The 17,852-nt window shown below is 69.7% G+C and carries 16 protein-coding genes and 1 riboswitch; of the genes, 4 read left to right on the forward strand and 12 right to left on the reverse strand.

Annotated features, from left to right (window positions below; translation table 11 throughout):
* Window positions 1–44 precede the first annotated feature (44 nt).
* From ACIA8N_RS01745 to ACIA8N_RS01770, 6 genes are all read right to left on the reverse strand, one after another.
* Complete coding sequence (locus ACIA8N_RS01745) at window positions 45–1,436, reverse strand: aminotransferase class V-fold PLP-dependent enzyme (protein WP_365777067.1); 1,392 nt, start codon at window positions 1,434–1,436, stop codon at window positions 45–47.
* Between the two features lie 205 nt (window positions 1,437–1,641).
* Window positions 1,642–1,758: riboswitch (SAM riboswitch) on the reverse strand.
* Window positions 1,759–1,858: 100 nt separating this feature from the next.
* Complete coding sequence (gene trpD / locus ACIA8N_RS01750; protein ID WP_365777069.1) at window positions 1,859–2,923, reverse strand: anthranilate phosphoribosyltransferase; 1,065 nt, start codon at window positions 2,921–2,923, stop codon at window positions 1,859–1,861.
* Between the two features lie 132 nt (window positions 2,924–3,055).
* Entirely contained in the window at window positions 3,056–4,678 is a 1,623-nt protein-coding gene (locus ACIA8N_RS01755; protein ID WP_365777071.1) for a cytochrome bc complex cytochrome b subunit, read from the reverse strand.
* Window positions 4,675–5,727, reverse strand: a complete 1,053-nt coding sequence (locus ACIA8N_RS01760; protein WP_365777073.1) for a Rieske 2Fe-2S domain-containing protein — start codon at window positions 5,725–5,727, stop codon at window positions 4,675–4,677. The genes ACIA8N_RS01755 and ACIA8N_RS01760 overlap by 4 nt, the downstream gene beginning before the upstream one ends.
* Window positions 5,724–6,533: a c-type cytochrome gene (locus tag ACIA8N_RS01765; RefSeq protein ID WP_030547456.1), complete on the reverse strand. Its 810-nt coding sequence runs from the start codon at window positions 6,531–6,533 to the stop codon at window positions 5,724–5,726. Before ACIA8N_RS01765 ends, ACIA8N_RS01760 begins: the two co-directional genes overlap by 4 nt.
* A 74-nt stretch (window positions 6,534–6,607) precedes the next feature.
* Entirely contained in the window at window positions 6,608–7,228 is a 621-nt protein-coding gene (locus ACIA8N_RS01770; RefSeq protein WP_030219706.1) for a heme-copper oxidase subunit III, read from the reverse strand.
* Window positions 7,229–7,430: 202 nt separating this feature from the next.
* On the opposite strand from ACIA8N_RS01770, the gene ACIA8N_RS01775 reads away from it, so the two are divergent.
* Window positions 7,431–7,832: a hypothetical protein gene (locus tag ACIA8N_RS01775; protein ID WP_030547461.1), complete on the forward strand. Its 402-nt coding sequence runs from the start codon at window positions 7,431–7,433 to the stop codon at window positions 7,830–7,832.
* Window positions 7,833–7,972: 140 nt separating this feature from the next.
* Here the strand turns inward: ACIA8N_RS01775 and ACIA8N_RS01780 are convergent, their stop codons facing one another.
* From ACIA8N_RS01780 to coxB, 4 genes are all read right to left on the reverse strand, one after another.
* Window positions 7,973–9,229, reverse strand: coding sequence for an Ig-like domain-containing protein (locus ACIA8N_RS01780; RefSeq protein WP_365777077.1), 1,257 nt, complete (start codon window positions 9,227–9,229; stop codon window positions 7,973–7,975).
* 122 nt (window positions 9,230–9,351) lie between these two features.
* On the reverse strand, window positions 9,352–9,750 hold the full coding sequence (locus ACIA8N_RS01785; protein WP_030219715.1) for a cytochrome c oxidase subunit 4: 399 nt from the start codon (window positions 9,748–9,750) through the stop codon (window positions 9,352–9,354).
* Complete coding sequence (gene ctaD / locus ACIA8N_RS01790; RefSeq protein WP_030547465.1) at window positions 9,747–11,483, reverse strand: cytochrome c oxidase subunit I; 1,737 nt, start codon at window positions 11,481–11,483, stop codon at window positions 9,747–9,749. Before ctaD ends, ACIA8N_RS01785 begins: the two co-directional genes overlap by 4 nt.
* Window positions 11,480–12,445, reverse strand: coding sequence for a cytochrome c oxidase subunit II (gene coxB / locus ACIA8N_RS01795; protein WP_365777080.1), 966 nt, complete (start codon window positions 12,443–12,445; stop codon window positions 11,480–11,482). Before coxB ends, ctaD begins: the two co-directional genes overlap by 4 nt.
* 423 nt (window positions 12,446–12,868) lie before the next feature.
* Here coxB and ACIA8N_RS01800 point away from each other — a divergent pair, with 423 nt between their 5' ends.
* A complete protein-coding gene (locus ACIA8N_RS01800) occupies window positions 12,869–14,254 on the forward strand; it encodes an aminotransferase class V-fold PLP-dependent enzyme (RefSeq protein WP_365777082.1) in 1,386 nt (461 codons plus the stop codon).
* A 58-nt stretch (window positions 14,255–14,312) separates the two neighbouring features.
* Here the strand turns inward: ACIA8N_RS01800 and ACIA8N_RS01805 are convergent, their stop codons facing one another.
* Window positions 14,313–15,287, reverse strand: a complete 975-nt coding sequence (locus ACIA8N_RS01805; RefSeq protein ID WP_365777084.1) for a carbohydrate kinase family protein — start codon at window positions 15,285–15,287, stop codon at window positions 14,313–14,315.
* Window positions 15,288–15,463: 176 nt separating this feature from the next.
* Here ACIA8N_RS01805 and ACIA8N_RS01810 point away from each other — a divergent pair, with 176 nt between their 5' ends.
* Both ACIA8N_RS01810 and ACIA8N_RS01815 read left to right on the forward strand, forming a co-directional pair.
* Entirely contained in the window at window positions 15,464–15,670 is a 207-nt protein-coding gene (locus ACIA8N_RS01810) for a hypothetical protein (protein ID WP_030547471.1), read from the forward strand.
* Window positions 15,671–15,737: 67 nt separating this feature from the next.
* A complete protein-coding gene (locus ACIA8N_RS01815; RefSeq protein ID WP_365777086.1) occupies window positions 15,738–17,237 on the forward strand; it encodes a hypothetical protein in 1,500 nt (499 codons plus the stop codon).
* A 92-nt stretch (window positions 17,238–17,329) separates the two neighbouring features.
* On the opposite strand, the gene ACIA8N_RS01820 is transcribed toward ACIA8N_RS01815, so the two are convergent.
* Window positions 17,330–17,686 (reverse strand): iron-sulfur cluster assembly accessory protein, encoded by a 357-nt coding sequence (locus ACIA8N_RS01820; RefSeq protein ID WP_365777088.1) that lies wholly within the window; start codon window positions 17,684–17,686, stop codon window positions 17,330–17,332.
* Window positions 17,687–17,852 lie beyond the last annotated feature (166 nt).

Here is a 17,852-nt window from a genome sequence, read left to right on the forward strand (position 1 = left end):
GGCCTCCCGGTCGGGAGGCCCCCTTCACCCGTACGAGTGAGCACTCAGCCGCGGTCGGGGACGCAGCGGCCGTCCTCGGTGCGGTACTTCCACTGCGCGCCGTCCCGGACCAGCTCCTTCACGGCGCCGACGAACCGCTCGACGTGCTCGTCCGGCGTACCGGCGCCGAAGCTGACCCGGATGGCGTTGAGGGACCGCTCCCCCGGGGCCGCCTCGGGCGCGCCGCACTCGCCCTGGGTCTGCGGGTCGCTGCCGAGCAGGGTGCGGACCAGCGGGTGGGCGCAGAAGAGACCGTCGCGGACGCCGATGCCGTACTCGGCGGAGAGCGCGGCGGCGAAGTGGGAGCTGTTCCAGCCCTCCACCACGAAGGAGATGACGCCGACCCGGGGGGCGTCGTCGCCGAACAGCGACAGCACCTTGACCTCGGGGACCTCGGCGAGGCCCGTGCGGACCTTGGCGATCAGGTGCCGCTCCCGCTCGACGAGGGTGTCGAAGCCGGCCTCGGTGAGCGCCTTGCAGGCGGAGGCGATGGAGTACACGCCGATGACGTTCGGGGAGCCTGCCTCGTGCCGGGCGGCTGTGGTGTGCCACTCGACGTCCACCCCGCCGTCGGTGCGGCGGGCGACCTTCTTCGACGCGCCGCCGCCCGCGAGGTAGGGCTCGGCCTCCTGGAGCCAGTCGGCGCGGCCCGCGAGGACGCCCGAGCCGAAGGGCGCGTACAGCTTGTGCCCGGAGAAGGCGATCCAGTCCACGTCGAGGTCCTGGACGGAGACCGGGTGGTGGGGCGCGAGCTGGGCGGCGTCGAGCACGATCCGGGCGCCGTGCGCGTGCGCGGCGGCGGCCAGCTCCTTCACCGGCCACAGCTCGCCGGTGACGTTGGAGGCTCCGGTGACGCAGACCAGCGCGGGGCCGTACGGCTCGCGGTCGGCGAGGGCGCGCTCCAGGGTGGCGACGGCCTGCTCGGGGGTGCGGGGCGCGTCGAGGTAGGTGACCCGGGCGTCCTGCCAGGGGAGCAGCGAGGCGTGGTGCTCGGTCTCGAAGACGAAGACCCGGCAGTCGGCGGGGAGCGTGGCGGCGAGCAGGTTGAGCGAGTCGGTGGTGGAGCGGGTGAAGACGACCTGGTCGCCGGGGCGGCAGTCGAGGAACTCGGCGACGGTGGCGCGGCTGTTCTCGAAGAGGTCGGTGGAGAGCTGGGAGAGGTAGCCGGCGCCACGGTGGACGCTGCCGTAGTAGGGGGCGTAGGCGGCGACGTCGTCCCAGACCCGCTGGAGGGCCGGCGCGCTGGCCGCGTAGTCGAGCGCCGCGTAGGTCACCTCGCCACCGGTGACGAGCGGGACGGTGACGTCCCGGCCGAGCACGGGCAGCGGGGCGGCGCAGCAGGGATCGGCGGACTCGGGGGCGACGGCGGTGGCGGCGGCGTTCGGGTACGCGGACATGGCGGTATCTCCCTGGCAGGAAAGGGCAGCGAAAGGCCCGCAGGGCAGCGCGAAGCGGGGTGCCTCATACGGGTGTTGCCTCGACGCACGGTGTTCGTGCGGAGGAGGGGAAAAGGGGCCGGAAGCCCTAACGCATTCGCTTGCTCACGAGACTGCTCCCTTGAGGACCAGGACCCCAGGGCCGCACACGTTCGACATGTGCAGGGGTCCGCGCTTGCCGTAGACCTCGCTGCCTACGACCTGGTCTTCACCCGGGGCACCCCGCCACGGACGGAGGGTTGCCGGACAGCAAGCCGGGGCTTCGTAGCTGTCACTCATGACCTGACCCGAAGCTATGCCACGTGATCGCCCGGGCGCAACCCGTGTCCGGATTCCGGGACGCGACGAAGGGCCCCGCCGTGGCGGGGCCCTTCGTCCGGAAGTCACGCGTTGCTGACGGCGATCCAGCGTTCCAGGGCCCTGCGGGCCTCGCCGGAGTCGATCGCCTCCGCGGCCTTCTCCATGCCCGCCCGGATCTGCTCCGCCAGGGTGCCCTCGCCCGGGGCGAGCGCGGTCAGCGCGGCGGCCGAGTTGAGCAGCACCGCGTCCCTTACGGGACCGGTCTCCCCCGCGAGCAGCCGACGGGCGACGTCCGCGTTGTACGAGGCGTCCGCGCCGCGCAGCGCCTCGACCGGCACGAGGTCGATGCCGACGTCCCGTGGGTCGAAGGCCTCCTCACGGACCGAGCCGTCACGGACCACCCACACCTTGGAGGTGGCGGTGGTGGTCAGCTCGTCGAGCCCGTCGTCGCCGCGGAAGACCAGCGCGGAGGAGCCCCGCTCGGCGAGCACCCCCGCCATGATCGGGGCCATCCGGGCGTCGGCGACACCCGTGGCCTGCGCCCGGACACGGGCCGGGTTGGTCAGCGGGCCGAGGAAGTTGAAGGTGGTCCGGATGCCGAGTTCCTTGCGGGCGGCGGCGACGTGTCGCAGCGCCGGGTGGAACTTCACCGCGAAGCAGAAGGTGATGCCGGCTTCCTCCGCGACCTCGGCGACCCGCCGCGGGGTCAGCTCCAGGTTGACGCCGAGCTTCTCCAGGACGTCGGACGCGCCGGACGCGGAGGACGCGGCCCGGTTGCCGTGCTTGACGACCTTGGCACCGGTGCCGGCGACGACGATCGCGGACATGGTGGAGATGTTGACGGTCTTGGCGCCGTCGCCGCCGGTGCCGACGATGTCGACGGAGGGCCCGGGCACCTCGATCGTGTTGGCGTGCTCGTACATGGTGCGGACGAGCCCGGAGATCTCCTCGACGGTCTCGCCCTTGGCGCGCAGGGCGACCGCGAAGCCGGCGATCTGGGCGTCGGTGGCCTCGCCGCGCAGGATCCTGTCCATCGCCCAGGCGGTGTCCTCGGCGCTCTGGTCGCGGCCGGTCAGCAGACCCTCCAGGACGACGGGCCAGGAGCGGTCCGCCGACGTAGGTCCTCCAGCGGGGGTCACAGCGCTCATGGCAGCTCCTGGATCGTCACGTGACGGATACGGTCCCACCCTATCGACCCCGGGGGACGGCAAAGAGCCCCGTCCATCGAATGGACGGGGCTCTCGCCGTGGCGACTTCAGGAAGTCAGGAGTTCAGCTCGATCAGTGGTGGCCGTGGCCGCTCTGGATCTCCTTGTACTCCTCGACCGTGGGCTTGGCGACCTGGCTGTCGTCGCCGTAGTAGCCCTTGTTGAGCTTGACCCGGAGCTTCTCCATGCGCCCGATCTTCCGCTCCACACCGTTCTCGTCGACGGCCGGCGGAAGCTCCGCCGCGTCGTACTGCTCGTGCGCCGTGAGGCGGTGCAGCTCGCCCTGGCTGAGCGGCTGGTGGACCTCGACGAACTCACCGTGCGGCAGGCGCTTGATGATGCCGGACTCGCGGCCGTGCAGCACCTTGTCCTTGTCGCGGCGCTGGAGGCCGAGGCAGATCCGCTTGGTGGCGATGAACGCGATGACCGGGCCGACGAAGAAGAAGATCCGCACGAACCAGGTGATCGAGTTGAGCGACAGGTGGAAGTGGGTCGCCCAGAGGTCGTTTCCACCACCCACGAGCATGATCATGTACGCGGTGATCCAGGCGACACCGAAGGCGGTGCGCGTCGGAGCGTTGCGCGGGCGCTGCGCGATGTGGTGCTCGCGCTTGTCGCCGGTGATCCAGGACTCGATGAACGGGTAGACCGCGATCGCCGCGAGGACCGCCGGGAAGATCGCCAGCGGGATCATCACGCCGAGGACCAGCGTGTGGCCCCACAGGTTGATCTCCCAGCCCGGCATGACACGGATCAGACCCTCGGCGAAGCCCATGTACCAGTCGGGCTGGGCGCCGGTGGACACCTGGTCCGGACGGTACGGGCCGAGCGCCCAGATCGGGTTGATCGAGGCGATCGCCGAGATGACCGCGATGACACCGAAGACCAGGAAGAAGAAGCCTCCGGCCTTGGCCATGTAGACCGGCAGCAGCGGCATGCCGACGACGTTGTTGTTCGTGCGGCCGGGGCCGGCGAACTGCGTGTGCTTGTGGAAGAACACCAGGATGAGGTGGGCCACCACGAGGCCGAGCATGATGCCGGGCAGCAGGAGCACGTGGGCCGAGTAGAACCGGGCCACGAAGTCGCCGCCGGGGAACTCGCCGCCGAACAGGAACATCGACAGGTACGTGCCGACGACCGGCACGGACAGGATCGCGCCCTGCATGAAGCGGACACCGGTGCCGGAGAGCAGGTCGTCCGGGAGCGAGTAACCGGTGAAACCGGTGAACATGCCCAGGAAGAACAGCAGGAAGCCGAACAGCCAGTTGATCTCACGGGGCTTGCGGAACGCACCCGTGAAGAACACGCGCATCATGTGCACGAACATGCCGGCGAGGAAGATCAGCGCCGCCCAGTGGTGGATCTGCCGGATCAGCAGACCACCGCGCACCTCGAACGAGATGTGCATGGTCGAGTTGAACGCCTCGGACATCAGCTGTCCCTGGAGCGGGACGTACGGTCCGACGTACTCCACCTCGTTCATCGACGGGTGGAAGAACATCGTCAGATAGACGCCCGTCAGGATGATGATGAGGAAGCTGTAGAGGCAGATCTCGCCCAGCATGAAGGACCAGTGGTCCGGGAAGATCTTCCGCATGTTGGCCTTGGCCAGGGAGTAGATCCCCAGGCGGCCGTCGGCCCAGTCGGCGACCCGCTCACCGGCGGGTGCTTTCTTGGTATCGGTCACGGTGCTCATCCGCGCTCCCAGAAGGCAGGACCGACGGGCTCGTCGAAGTCGCCGAGCGCCTCCAGGAAGCCCTTGTCGTTCACGCCGATCCGCAGCTGCGGGAGGGCGTGACCGGCCGGGCCGAAGATGACGCGGGCGCCGTCGGAGAGGTCGAAGGTGGACTGGTGGCACGGGCAGAGGACGTGGTGCGTCTGCTGCTCGTACAGGGAGATCGGGCAGCCCACGTGGGTGCAGATCTTCGAGAAGGCGACGATGCCCTCGTGCGACCACTCGAGCTCGCGCTTGTCCTTGATGTCCTCCGGCTGGATCCGGACGATCATCAGGGCGGCCTTGGCGATCTCGGTCTGGAAGTGGTGGTCGTGCTCCGAGAGGCCCTCGGGCATCGCGAAGGTCAGCGAACCGACGGCGACGTCCTCGGGACGCAGCGGCTCGTGCGTGTTCATGTTGATGAGCTGAAGCCCCTTGGCCCACATGGTGGTCCGGAGCTTCTTCTCGGGCAGCGGGCCCATGTCACGCAGCAGCACGAGGCCGGAGAGCGGTACGAGCGACAGCGCGCCGAACATCGTGTTGCGGATGAGCTTGCGGCGGCCCATGCCCGACTCGGCGGCACCGGCCGCGAAGTCCGACATGACCTTCGCCTTGGTCTCCGGCGACGCCTCGATCGGGTGGCGCTCGTCGGCGACCTCCACGTCGGACATCAGGGTGCGGGCCCAGTGGACCGCGCCCGCGCCGATGAAGAAGAGGGCGAGCCCGAGGGTCCAGCCCAGCGCGAAGTTGAGCGCGGACACCCGGCCGAAGGGCCAGATGTACACGATCTTGTCGACCGGGAAGATCACGTACGAGGCGATGAAGCCGACCGTGGCCAGCATCGACAGCACGAACATGAAGGCGACCGCGCGCTCGGACCGACGGGCGGCCCGCTCGTCGATGTCCTGGATGCGGGGCTTGTGGGGCGGAAGGCCCGGGTCGGCGAACGGGTCGTCGGCGACCTTCACCGCGCCGTGCGCGGTGTCCTGCCCTGCCGGCAGGGTCTCTTCTGGAATCTCTTGGCTACTCATGACTTCTTGGCCTTAGCGGTGTGGGCCGCGACCCAGATGGCAACTGCGATCAGCGCGCCCAGACCGAAGATCCAGGCGAACAGGCCCTCGCTGACGGGACCGAGACCACCGAGCTTGAGACCGCCCGGGTTGTCGGCCTTGTCGCTGTTGACGGCCTGGACGTACGCGATGATGTCCTTCTTCTCCTTCTCCGGCATGGTCGTGTCCGGGAAGGAGGGCATGTTCTGAGGGCCGGTCTGCATGGCCTCGTACATGTGCTTCGGGCTCACGCCTTCGAGGCTCGGGGCGTACTTGCCGTAGGTCAGCGCGCCACCCTCACCGGTGAAGTTGTGGCACTGGGCACAGTTGTTGCGGAACAGTTCGCCACCGCGGCCGATGTTGGCGCCGGCCGTGTCGTACTGACCCTCGGTCGGCGTGATCGGGCCGGACCCGAGAGAGGCGACGTACGCCGCGAGCTGATCGATCTCAGCCTGCGAGTAGATGACCTTCTTCTTCGGGACCTGGGCGCCCGGCTGCTGGGCCGGCATGCGGCCGGTGCCGACCTGGAAGTCGACCGAGGCCGAACCTACGCCGACGAGGGACGGGCCGTCGGTGGTTCCCTGACCGCCGGTTCCGTGGCAGCTGGCGCAGCCGACGGAGTAGAGCTTCTTCCCCTCCTCGATGGCGAGGGACTGGGCGGTTTCATCGGCCTTCGCCGTGCCCGCGGGCGCGAACGCGGCGTACAGCCCCCCAGTGGCCGCCAGCGCGAGAAGTAGGACGACGACCGCCGCCAGCGGATGGCGTCGTCGTGCGGAGAGCTTTTTCACGGATTACCCCGGTGTCAGGATCTTCTGCGTCGATGCTTGCTGGATGTCTCGGTCCGCCGTGTCGGCGGCGCCGATTACTTGATCATGTAGATCGTGGCGAAGAGGCCGATCCAGACGACATCGACGAAGTGCCAGTAGTAGGACACGACGATGGCGGCGGTTGCCTGCTCGTGAGTGAACCTCTTGGCGGCGTACGTCCGGCCGAGGACCAGCAGGAAGGCGATGAGACCGCCTGTCACGTGCAGGCCGTGGAAGCCGGTGGTCAGGTAGAACACGGAGCCGTACGGTCCGGACGAGAGCGACATGCCCGCGTCCTTGACCAGCTCGGTGTACTCGAAGACCTGGCCGCCGATGAAGATCGAACCCATCACGAACGTGATGATGAACCACGTCCTGAGCTTCTTCACGTCGCCCCGCTCGGCGGCGAACACGCCGAGCTGACAGGTGAGGGAGGAGAGCACCAGGATCGTGGTGTTGGTCGCCGAGAACGGGAAGGCCAGGTGTTCTGCCTGAGCCTCCCAGTATTCGGAACCTGTCACCGATCGCAGGGTGAAGTACATCGCGAAGAGGGCCGCGAAGAACATCAGCTCGGAGCTCAACCAGATGATGGTTCCGACGCTGGTGAGGTTCGGTCGATTGACCGACGGGTGCGCGTGCCCTGTTTCTACTGTCGTTACTGTCGCCACGACCGACATTATGTCGGTCGCTTATCCCGCCCTCACTCCGGGGGGTGCCGTTCGGGGTGTCAGAGGGGTGTGTCAGGCCCGAACGGCCCAGTGCGAGGGCCTCCGGGCACCCTTCGAACAGGTGTTGAACGGGTGTTGACGGGGTGTGGACCGGAGTAGCATCCGCGCATCGGTCGACGACGACCCACCCGCCTTCCCAGCCGGAGGAACGATGCAGTCGAGTGCCACGGTCCTGGTCTACAGCGACGACGCGAACACCCGCGAGCAGGTACGGCTGGCGGCCGGGCGCAGGCCCGCGTCCGACGTCCCCCCGGTGGAGTTCGTGGAGTGCGCGACGCTGCCGGCGGTGCTGAAGCGCCTGGACGAGGGCGGCGTGGACGTCTGCGTCCTGGACGGCGAGGCGGTGCCCGCGGGCGGCATGGGCGTCTGCCGTCAGATCAAGGACGAGATCTTCCGGTGCCCGCCCGTGCTGCTGCTCATCGGGCGTCCGCAGGACGCCTGGCTGGCCACCTGGAGCCGCGCGGACGCCGCGGTCACCCTTCCGGTGGAACCGGTCGAGTTCGCGGCGTCCCTGGCGGGTCTCCTGCGCTCGCGCCTGTCGCTCGACGCGTAACCGCCAGCGCCTGGCGAGTGAGCCGAAGGGCGCGTCGGGGGAACAGGGCCGAGCGCGCGGAGGCCCGTGAGGAACGAGCGGGTCGAGCACGGTCGGCCCTGTCCCCCCGGCTCGAAGCGCCCGGAGGCGAACCGAGCCCTCTAGAGAGGGAGGGGCCTGAGGCGGGCTCTTTCGGTGGGGGCCACGGGGTTCTCCGCGGCTTCCACCAGGGCGCTTCCCTGGCGCCACTTGGCCCAGGGCAGGTTCCAGTCGCCGAAGCCGTTGCCGAAGGGGTCCATCGTGTCGCCGTGGCTGTTGACGGTTCTGACGATGTCGCCGGGGCGGACGGTCTCGTAGAACCAGGCGGCGTTTCCCGTCGACATGCCGACACAGCCGTGGCTGACGTTCGCCACGCCCTGCGAGCCGACGGACCAGGGCGCGGCGTGGACGTACTCGCCGCTCCAGGTGACGCGGGTCGCGTAGTAGACGGGCAGGTCGTAGGACTCCGAACTGCCCTCGGCGATGCCGACGCTGGTGCCCCGCATCCGGACGTAGTACTCCTTGCCCAGGATCACCTTGATGCCGTTACGGGTGGAGAAGCCCGGCTTGCCGGTGGTCACCGGCATGGTCTTGATCACTTCTCCGTTGCGTCTGACGGTCATGTGGTGCGATCCGGCGTCCGCGACCGCCTCGATGCGGTCGCCGATGGCGAGCTTCAGCGGCTTGGACGCGCCACCGTAGAGCTTGTCGCCGACCTTGAGGCCGTCCAGGTTGCCGGTGACCGTGACGCGCGCGCCGGCGGGCCAGTACTCCTTCGGGCGGAAGTGCAGCTTCTTGTCGTCCACCCAGTACCAGGAGCCCTCGACGGAGGGCGTGGAGCGGACCTTGAGGGCCCGTTCGACGACCGCGCGCGCCTTGCGGTCCTTGACGGGGAGGCTGAGGTCGGCCGTGATGGGCTGTCCGACGCCGTACGTGCCCGCCTCCGGGCCGAAGGTCACGGTCAGGGCCCGTTTGGCCGGAGCCGTCTCAAAAGTGAACGTACGGGCCCCTGGGGCGCCGTCCTCGTCCTCGGTGGCGACCCGGACGGTGTAGCGGGCGCCGGCCGCGAGGGCGGCCGTGGAGCGCCAGCGCTGTCCGTCCGCGGTGAGTTCGCCCGCCAGGTGGTGTCCCGCCTCGTCGGTGGCGGTGACGTCGGTGATCCGGCCGTCCTCGCCCTTGGCGGTGATCTCCAGGGGCTTCTCGGGGTCCGCCTTGGCGCCGTCGGCGGGGGCGTTGAACGCGACCTGGTCCGCCGCGTCGTAGGCCCTCGCCGACAGCGGATGTCCGTCGCCGCCGGCACAGGCGGTCGCGCCGGCGGTGACGGTGACGGCCAGAAGCGTGCAGCTCAGAACAGTCCGAATGCGCGGCGTGTCGTTCATGGACTCACCGTAAGAAGAATCCCCGGCGCCAGCGCGCCGAGTGCTGCAAAAGAGGGGCCCGGGCACTTCGGTGACGAAGTGTCCGGGCCCCTCGGTGTGCTCCGGTGCGGAGCGGGGTACCGCTACTGGTTCTGGTTCTCGCCGCGGTAGAACTCGAAGACCCAGCCGAACAGGCCGACGAGGATCAGCGGGGCGGAGAAGTACATGATCCACCACCCCATCGCGATCGAGAGGAAGGCGAGTGCGCCGCCGATGCTCAGCGACAGCGGCTGCCAGCTGTGCGGGGCGAAGAAGCCCACTTCACCGGCCTCGTCCGCGACGTCGGCCTCCTTGTCGTCCTGCGCCATCGCGTCGACACGCTTGGCCGTGAAGGCCAGGTAGTAGCCGATCATGATGGACAGGCCGAAGGCCAGGAAGAGCGCCGTCGTACCGACCGGCTCCTTGGACCAGACGCCGTAGAGGACGGCCATGGCAAGGATGAAGACGCTCAGCCAGATGAACATCTTGCCCTGGATCTTCACTTGCCGGCCTCCTTCGCGCCCGTGAGGGCCTCGGCCTCGTGCCCCTTGTTCTCCAGCTGGTCGACAGCGGCGATCTCGGGGTGGTGCAGGTCGAACGCCGGGGATTCGGAACGGATCCGCGGCAGGGTGAGGAAGTTGTGCCGCGGCGGCGGGCAGGACGTCGCCCACTCGAGCGAACGGCCGTAGCCCCACGGGTCGTCGACCTCGATCTTCTTGCCGTACTTGGCGGTCTTCCAGACGTTGTACAGGAACGGCAGGATCGACAGGCCGAGCAGGAAGGAGGAGATCGTCGAGATCGTGTTCAGCGCGGTGAAGCCGTCGGCGTCGAGGTAGTCCGCGTAACGACGCGGCATGCCCTCGGCACCGAGCCAGTGCTGCACCAGGAAGGTGCCGTGGAAGCCGATGAACAGCGTCCAGAAGGTCATCTTGCCGAGCCGCTCGTCCAGCATCTTGCCGGTGAACTTGGGCCACCAGAAGTGGAAGCCGGCGAACATCGCGAAGACCACGGTGCCGAAGACGACGTAGTGGAAGTGCGCGACGACGAAGTACGAGTCGGAGACGTGGAAGTCCATCGGCGGCGAGGCCAGGATGACACCCGTCAGACCACCGAAGGTGAAGGTGATCAGGAAGCCGATCGTCCAGAGCATCGGTGTCTCGAAGGACAGCGAGCCCTTCCACATCGTTCCGATCCAGTTGAAGAACTTCACGCCCGTCGGTACGGCGATGAGGAACGTCATGAAGGAGAAGAACGGCAGTAGCACGCCACCGGTGACGTACATGTGGTGCGCCCACACGGTCACGGACAGACCCGCGATCGCGATGGTCGCGGCCACCAGACCGATGTAGCCGAACATCGGCTTGCGGCTGAAGACCGGGATGACCTCGGAGACGATGCCGAAGAACGGCAGCGCGATGATGTACACCTCCGGGTGGCCGAAGAACCAGAAGAGGTGCTGCCACAGCAGCGCTCCACCGTTGGCCGCGTCGAAGACGTGCGCGCCGAACTTGCGGTCCGCCTCGAGGGCGAACAGCGCCGCCGCCAGCACCGGGAAGGCGAGCAGGACCAGGACACCGGTCAGCAGCACGTTCCAGGTGAAGATCGGCATGCGGAACATCGTCATGCCCGGAGCGCGCATGCAGATGATCGTGGTGATGAAGTTGACCGAACCGAGGATCGTGCCGAAGCCGGAGAAGGCCAGACCCATGATCCACATGTCGGCGCCGACACCCGGCGAGCGGACGGCGTCCGACAGCGGGGAGTAGGCGAACCAGCCGAAGTCGGCCGCACCCTGCGGGGTGAGGAAGCCGGCGACCGCCATGATCGAGCCGAAGAGGTACAGCCAGTAGGCGAACATGTTCAGCCGCGGGAACGCCACGTCGGGCGCGCCGATCTGCAGCGGCATGATCCAGTTCGCGAATCCGGCGAACAGCGGCGTCGCGAACATCAGCAGCATGATCGTGCCGTGCATCGTGAACGCCTGGTTGAACTGCTCGTTCGACATGATCTGCGTACCCGGACGGGCCAGCTCGGCGCGCATGAAGAGCGCCATGAGTCCGCCGATGCAGAAGAAGACGAACGACGTGACCAGGTAGAGCGTGCCGATCGTCTTGTGGTCGGTGGTGGTCAGCCACTTGATCACGACATTGCCGGGCTGCTTGCGCCGTACGGGCAGCTCGTTCTCGTACGAGTCCTCAGCTGCGGCGGCACCCTGGGTTTCGTTGTGGATGCTCACAGTTGGTTCTTCTCCGCATTCCTGGCCGGGTCCGTCTGCTCGATGCCAGACGGGATGTAGCCGGTCTGCCCCTTCTCGGCCAGCTCCTTCAGGTGCTGCTGGTAGCGCTCCGGGGAGACCACCTTGACGTTGAAGAGCATCCGGGAGTGGTCGACACCGCACAGCTCGGCACACTTGCCCATGAAGGTGCCCTCACGGGTCGGAGTCACCTCGAAGGAGTTGGTGTGACCCGGGATGACGTCCTGCTTCATCAGGAAGGGGACCACCCAGAAGGAGTGGATGACGTCACGGGAGGTCAGGACGAACCGGACCTTCTCGCCCTTCGGCAGCCACAGGGTCGGACCCGGGTTGCCGTTCTGCGGGTTCCGGTCGCCCGGGATACCGGCGTCGTAGACGCCGCCGGCGTTCTCCGGGAAGTCCGCGAGGAACTTGTCCGGGATCGAGGCGAGGTTCTTGTCCGTCTTGGCGTCACCCGTCACACCGGGCACGTTCTCGACGTAGTTGAAGCCCCAGCTCCACTGGTAGCCGACCACGTTGACCGTGTGGGCAGGCTTCGGGGAGAGCTCGAGGAGCTTCGACTCGTCACGCGCGGTGAAGTAGAAGAGCACCGAGACGATGATGAGGGGGGTGACCGTGTACAGCGCCTCGATGGGCATGTTGTACCGGGTCTGCGGAGGTACCTCGATCTTGGTCCGGCTGCGCCGGTGGAAGATGACTGACCAGATGATCAGGCCCCACACCAGGATTCCGGTGATGAGCGCGGCGGCCCACGAACCCTGCCAGAGGGAGAGGATCCGAGGCGCCTCTTCCGTCACAGGGGTGGGCATACCGAGGCGGGGGAAGTCTTCCCAGTTGTACGAGCAGCCCGTGGCTGTCGCCAGGATCAGGCCCGCAGTCAGCACCTGCGGCAGCTTCCGCCGCATCGGGCGCCGCGACGAGCGGTCGGAGCCGTTGGGACTCACGTAGCGCCTTCCCGAGAGTCTCGGCCCGCGCTTGGTCGGCCACGGCCGTCCGTCTCGCTGGTCGGTCGCCGCCCCGTGCCGCGGGCAGGGGTTTGGATGTTTATGCGGACCAAACCCTACTGGACGCTATTTGGGGTCGCGCGGGGAGGGTGCCCAACGCGCCGTCCGAGTCCCCGAAGGGGTGGACTCCGGGGTTCCGCAGGGGGGTCGGACGCGTCCGTTCGGCGGTCTGCCGGTATGCGGGAACCTGCTTCTGACGAGGGCTCACGGGGCCGCGGCGGGATCGCTCGGGGCGCGTGGGCAGGACCTGGCGCGGGCGTCGGCAGGACCCGGCGCGGGTGTCACGGGACCCGGTGCCGGGCGCCCCGGGGACTCGGCGCGGGCGGGCGCGGATCACCGCACGGCAGCCTCTACCGTGGGCGGATGCCCTACTTCGACGCCGCGTCCGCCGCCCCGCTGCACCCCGTCGCCCGCCAGGCACTGCTCGCCTCCCTGGACGAGGGCTGGGCCGATCCGGCCCGCCTCTACCGGGAGGGACGGCGGGCCCGGCTGCTCCTCGACGCGGCGCGGGAGGCGGCGGCGGAGGCCGTGGGCTGCCGTCCGGACGAGCTGGTGTTCACTCCTTCGGGGACCCGTGCGGTTCACGCCGGAATCTCCGGAGTCCTCGCGGCGCGTCGGCGTGTCGGGAACCGGCTCGTCGTCTCCGCGGTCGAACACTCCTCCGTCCTGCACGCCGCCGAGACGCACGCGGCGGCGGGCGGCGCGGTGACCGAGGTGCCGGTGGGCCGGTCCGGGGCGGTGGACGCGGCCCGGTTCGCGGCGGCCCTCGATGCCGGGACGGCCCTGGCGTGTCTCCAGTCGGCCAACCACGAGGTGGGCACCGAGCAGCCGGTGGCCGAGACGGCCGAGGCCTGCCGGGCGGCCGGCGTGCCGCTCCTCGTGGACGCGGCCCAGTCGCTCGGCTGGGGACCCGTGGACGGCGACTGGTCGCTGCTCACGGCGAGCGCGCACAAGTGGGGCGGTCCGGCGGGGGTGGGCCTGCTCGCCGTACGCAAGGGGGTCAGGTTCGCGCCCCAAGGCCCCTCCGACGAGCGGGAGTCGGGCCGGGCGCCCGGCTTCGAGAACCTGCCGGCGATCGTGGCGGCGGCGGCCTCGCTCCGGGCGGTCCGGGCGGAGGCGGAGACCGAGGGGGCGCGGCTGCGGGCCCTGGTGGACCAGATCAGGGCGCGGGTGCCGGAGCTGGTGCCGGACGTGGAGGTGGTGGGCGATCCGGTGCGGCGGCTCCCCCACCTGGTCACGTTCTCCTGTCTCTATGTCGACGGGGAGACGCTGCTGCACGAGCTGGACCGGGAGGGTTTCTCCGTTTCGTCCGGTTCGTCGTGTACGAGTTCGACGCTGACGCCCAGCCATGTGCTGCGCGCCATGGGGGTGCTGAGCGAGGGGAACGTACGGGTGTCCCTGCCGGCCGGGACCGCGGCGGAGGACGTGGACGGCTTCCTCGACGTCCTGCCGCGGGTGGTGGCGGAGGTACGGGAGCGGCTCGGCGCCCCGGCCGCGGCCGCGGCCCCCGCGGCGGCTGCCGGTCCGCTCGTCGTGGACGCCCTGGGCAAGCGCTGCCCGATCCCGGTGATCGAACTGGCGAAGGTGTTCGGAGAGGTGCCGGTGGGCGGCACGGTGACGGTTCTGTCGGACGACGAGGCGGCTCGGCTCGACATTCCGGCGTGGTGCGAGATGCGGGGGCAGGAGTACGTGGGGGAGGAGCCGTCGCCGCGGGGCGGCTCGGCGTACGTGGTCCGCCGGGTGACGTGAGGCGGGCAGCGGAGAGCCCCGTGGCGAGCGGTCGCCACGGGGCCCGGGGGGTCAGGGGTCAGCTCAGGTGGGACTGGACCTCGGTGGCCGCGTCCTCGCCGTACGCCTTCGTGAAGCGCTCCATGAAGTGGGCGCGGCGCAGCGTGTACTCCTGGGTGCCCAGCGTCTCGATGACGAGGGTGGCGAGCATGCAGCCGACCTGCGCGGCCCGCTCCAGGCCGACGCCCCACGACAGACCGGTGAGGAAGCCGGCGCGGAACGCGTCGCCGACGCCCGTCGGGTCGACCTTGGCGGTCTCCTCGGGGCAGCCGACCTCGATCGGGGTGTCGCCGACGCGCTCGATGCGCACACCGCGCGAGCCGAGCGTGGTGACCCGGTGGCCGACGCGGCCGAGGATCTCGGCGTCGGTCCAGCCCGTCTTGGACTCGATGAGGCCCTTCTCGTACTCGTTGGAGAAGAGGTAGGTCGCCCCGTCGAGGAGGGTGCGGATCTCGTCGCCGTTCATGCGCGCGATCTGCTGCGAGAAGTCGGCGGCGAAGGGGATCGCCCGCGTCTTGCACTCCTCCGTGTGGCGGAGCATCGCCTCGGGGTCGTCGGCGCCGATCAGGACCAGGTCGAGCCCGCCCACCCGGTCGGCGACGGCCTTGAGCTCGATCAGCCGGGCCTCGCTCATCGCGCCCGTGTAGAAGGAGCCGATCTGGTTGTGGTCCTTGTCGGTGGTGCAGACGAAGCGGGCGGTGTGCAGGACCTCGGAGATGCGCACCGAGGCGGTGTCGACGCCGTGCCGGTCGAGCCATGCGCGGTATTCGTCGAAGTCGTAGCCGGCCGCGCCCACGAGGATGGGGCTGCCGCCGAGCTGTCCCATGCCGAAGCAGATGTTGGGGCCGACGCCTCCGCGCCGGACGTCGAGGTTGTCGACGAGGAAGGAGAGGGACACCGTGTGGAGCTGGTCGGCCACCAGTTGGTCGGCGAACCGGCCGGGGAAGGTCATGAGGTGGTCGGTGGCGATGGAGCCGGTGACTGCGATGCGCACGGCGGGTGCTCCTGCGGGAATCGATAGGGGCGCGCGAAGCGCTCGAATGAAGGGTGGTGGTGGGCGACGGGCGGGCGACAGTTCACGCTACCCGTTCGGTCGCGGACTGCCGAGCAGTGGAAACTACCCCAGAGTAGGGCTTTTCTCCGGAGTGGTGCGGTGCATACGGTGCGGCCATGACCACGTACCCCGCTCCACGTGAGCGACACGAGTCCGAGTCGAGCCTCGCCGAGCTGTGCGGCGACGGCGCTCGGATGGCCCCCCACTGGGTCACCGAGGTCTCCCCCGCCCCCGCTCCGGTGTCCCCCGCACTGATCCACGGGGTGGTCGTGCCGGCCGCCTCGGCGCGGCTGATCGACGCCACCGCGGAGTACGGCGGCTGACGGACGGGAACCGTCCGGCCCTCCGCTCCGTCCCATCGGCGTCCGGTCGAGACGAGGGAGCTGTGCGGTGAGCGGTACGGAGAACGTACGGAGGCGACGGAACGTCCTGGCCGCCTCGGTGGCGGCGGGTGTGCTGCTCGCCGGGGGCGGTGGCGTCTACCTCGCCACCGCGGCGTCCGGTGGCAGCGGGAGCGGGACCGAGGCACGGGCCGGCGACGCGGCCGGGCCGCCCCCGCCGCTGCGGCTCGGGAGCGACGGCGCCGAGACACGGGGCGGTCCGGGGATCGCGCCCGGCGAGCCGGACCCCGGCGGCGGCCCGAACGGGACCGTCTACACAGCCAAGGGCCCACTCCCCCAGGGGCCCTCCTCGGCCGCGGTCCACCGGCCCGGGGGCCTGGTCACCTCGGCGGAGGTGACCAGGCTGGCCGAGGCGCTCGGTGTCCCCGGGAGCCCCGCCCTCGTGGGCGACGTCTGGACGATCCGGCCCGAGAAGGACGGTTCGGGGCCGCGCCTCGACGTGACGCGGAAGGCGCCGGGGAACTGGACGTACTCCTGGTACGAGGGCGGCCCCGCGGGTGACACCTGTCTCAAGGGCAAGGCCTGTCCTCCGCCGGGAGAGACGAAGCCCTCGCCGGGCGGTACGCCGCTGAGCGAGGCGGCGGCGAAGGCGGCGGCCGCCCCCGTCCTGAAGGTCCTCGGGCAGGACGACGCGAAGGTCTCCGCGACCCAGGTGATGAACGGTTCGGTACGGGTGGTCAACGCCGATCCGGTGGTGGGCGGGCTGCCGACCTACGGCTGGTCCACCGGGCTGCACATCGCGCGGGACGGCCGGACGGTGGCCGGGAGCGGGACGCTCAAGGAGCCGGCCGAGGGTGCCGTGTATCCGGTGATCGGGGCCGCGAAGGCGCTGGCCCGGCTGAACGAGGACTCGAAGGGCACCGGCCCGATCGGCATCGGGGGCTGCGCCACCGCCCCGCCCGCCGGCCAGGCGCCGGACGCGGGCCGGCCGGACGTCGGGACCGGCCAGGAGCCGGCGCCGGGGAACGCCGCCCCGACCCCGCCCTGCGAGTCGATCGTGGACATGGCGCCCCCGGAGCAGGTGCCGGTGACGGGTGCGGTGTTCGGTCTCGCCGCGCGGGACGTGGACGGCGAGCGGCTGCTCGTACCGTCATGGCTGTTCACGGCGGATCCGGCGGGCGGGGCGCCGTACACGGTGGTGCAGCCGGCGGTGGCTCCCGAGTACCTGACGCCGCCGGCGAAGCCCTCGCCGACGCCTTCCCAGCCGGACGCCACCGCGCCGGTGCGGCAGATCGAGTCGTTCCGGACGGAGGGCGACGGCCGGAAGCTGACGGTCAGCTTCTGGGGCGGGGTGTGCAGCACGTACACCGTGACGGCGGAGGAGAGCCCGTCGCGGGTGTCGGTGCGGGTCGCCGAGAAGCCGATCGACCCGGACCGGGTGTGCATCCTGGTCGCCAAGGAGATCACGCGGACCGTGACGCTCCAGAGCCCGCTGGGCGACCGGCCCGTGGTGGACGCGGCCAGCGGGGAAGCGGTGCCTCGGCGCTAGGTCGTGTCTGATTCGCGCCGCGGGGCATACGTGAGGGCGGCGGCCCGGGATCTCTCCCGGGCCGCCGCCCTCACGCGTACAGCCTGTGCGGCTTAGCTGAACGAGTCGCCGCAGGCGCAGGAGCCCGTGGCATTGGGGTTGTCGATGGTGAAGCCCTGCTTCTCGATGGTGTCGACGAAGTCGATCGAGGCACCGCCGAGGTACGGGGCGCTCATGCGGTCGGTGACGACCTTGACGCCGTCGAAGTCCTTCACGACATCGCCGTCGAGCGAACGCTCGTCGAAGAACAGCTGGTAACGCAGGCCGGAGCAGCCGCCGGGCTGAACGGCGACGCGCAGGGCCAGGTCCTCGCGGCCTTCCTGGTCGAGGAGGCCCTTGACCTTGGCCGCGGCGGCGTCGGACAGGAGGATGCCGTCGCTGACAGTGGTCTTCTCGTCCGATACGGACATCTGCTTCTCTCCCGGTGTGTACGGAGACTGCTTGCCGACGGTTGCAACCGACGGTGCCCCGGATTCATTCCGGGCGGAGTGGGGTTTCCCTCCTTCATGCTCGCACACCCTGTCCAAGTGCGCGGACGGCGAATTCGTCACATCGACACTATGGACATCGTCATGG

The organism is Streptomyces sp. NPDC051822 (assembly GCF_044452745.1).
Lineage (GTDB): Bacteria > Actinomycetota > Actinomycetes > Streptomycetales > Streptomycetaceae > Streptomyces.

What these genes read in the sequence shown, in the direction of transcription:
- ACIA8N_RS01820 (WP_365777088.1), bottom strand. Translation starts at nt 17,686, where the DNA reads ATGTCCGTATCGGACGAGAAGACCACTGTCAGCGACGGCATCCTCCTG.
- ACIA8N_RS01780 (WP_365777077.1), bottom strand. Translation starts at nt 9,229, where the DNA reads ATGAACGACACGCCGCGCATTCGGACTGTTCTGAGCTGCACGCTTCTG.
- ACIA8N_RS01745 (WP_365777067.1), bottom strand. Translation starts at nt 1,436, where the DNA reads ATGTCCGCGTACCCGAACGCCGCCGCCACCGCCGTCGCCCCCGAGTCC.
- ACIA8N_RS01760 (WP_365777073.1), bottom strand. Translation starts at nt 5,727, where the DNA reads ATGAGTAGCCAAGAGATTCCAGAAGAGACCCTGCCGGCAGGGCAGGAC.
- ACIA8N_RS01770 (WP_030219706.1), bottom strand. Translation starts at nt 7,228, where the DNA reads ATGTCGGTCGTGGCGACAGTAACGACAGTAGAAACAGGGCACGCGCAC.
- ACIA8N_RS01810 (WP_030547471.1), top strand. Translation starts at nt 15,464, where the DNA reads ATGACCACGTACCCCGCTCCACGTGAGCGACACGAGTCCGAGTCGAGC.
- ACIA8N_RS01800 (WP_365777082.1), top strand. Translation starts at nt 12,869, where the DNA reads ATGCCCTACTTCGACGCCGCGTCCGCCGCCCCGCTGCACCCCGTCGCC.
- ACIA8N_RS01775 (WP_030547461.1), top strand. Translation starts at nt 7,431, where the DNA reads ATGCAGTCGAGTGCCACGGTCCTGGTCTACAGCGACGACGCGAACACC.
- trpD (WP_365777069.1), bottom strand. Translation starts at nt 2,923, where the DNA reads ATGAGCGCTGTGACCCCCGCTGGAGGACCTACGTCGGCGGACCGCTCC.
- ACIA8N_RS01755 (WP_365777071.1), bottom strand. Translation starts at nt 4,678, where the DNA reads ATGAGCACCGTGACCGATACCAAGAAAGCACCCGCCGGTGAGCGGGTC.